Origin of the sequence: Streptomyces sp. BE20 (assembly GCF_036322525.1) — a bacterium.
Taxonomy (GTDB): Bacteria; Actinomycetota; Actinomycetes; order Streptomycetales; family Streptomycetaceae; genus Kitasatospora.
Window position 1 is genome coordinate 1 of sequence record NZ_JAQYWW010000900.1, and the last position, 267, is coordinate 267.

At 73.0% G+C, this 267-nt stretch carries 1 protein-coding gene; it reads right to left on the bottom strand.

The features are described from left to right. The coding region (locus PUR61_RS19420; RefSeq protein WP_329880241.1) for an acyltransferase domain-containing protein at positions 1-267 on the bottom strand (267 nt) is incomplete at both ends.

The following is a 267-nucleotide window of genomic DNA, read 5'->3' on the forward strand; positions in this document are numbered from 1 at the left end:
CGACGGACCGTTGTCCGCCGCCACCGACAGATCACCCCACCCACCCGACGGCTCCAACCACCGCACCACATCCGCCACCGGCGCCCCCACCGACAACATCCCACCGTCACCCACGAGATCCACCAACGCCCCGGAACGCGCCGCGACCACCCGCGCCCCGTCCTCCACCGTGAGCGCCCCCGCCACCACCGCGGCCACCACCTCACCCTGCGAATGACCCACCACCGCGGCGGGAACCACCCCGAACGACTCCCACCACGCCGTGAG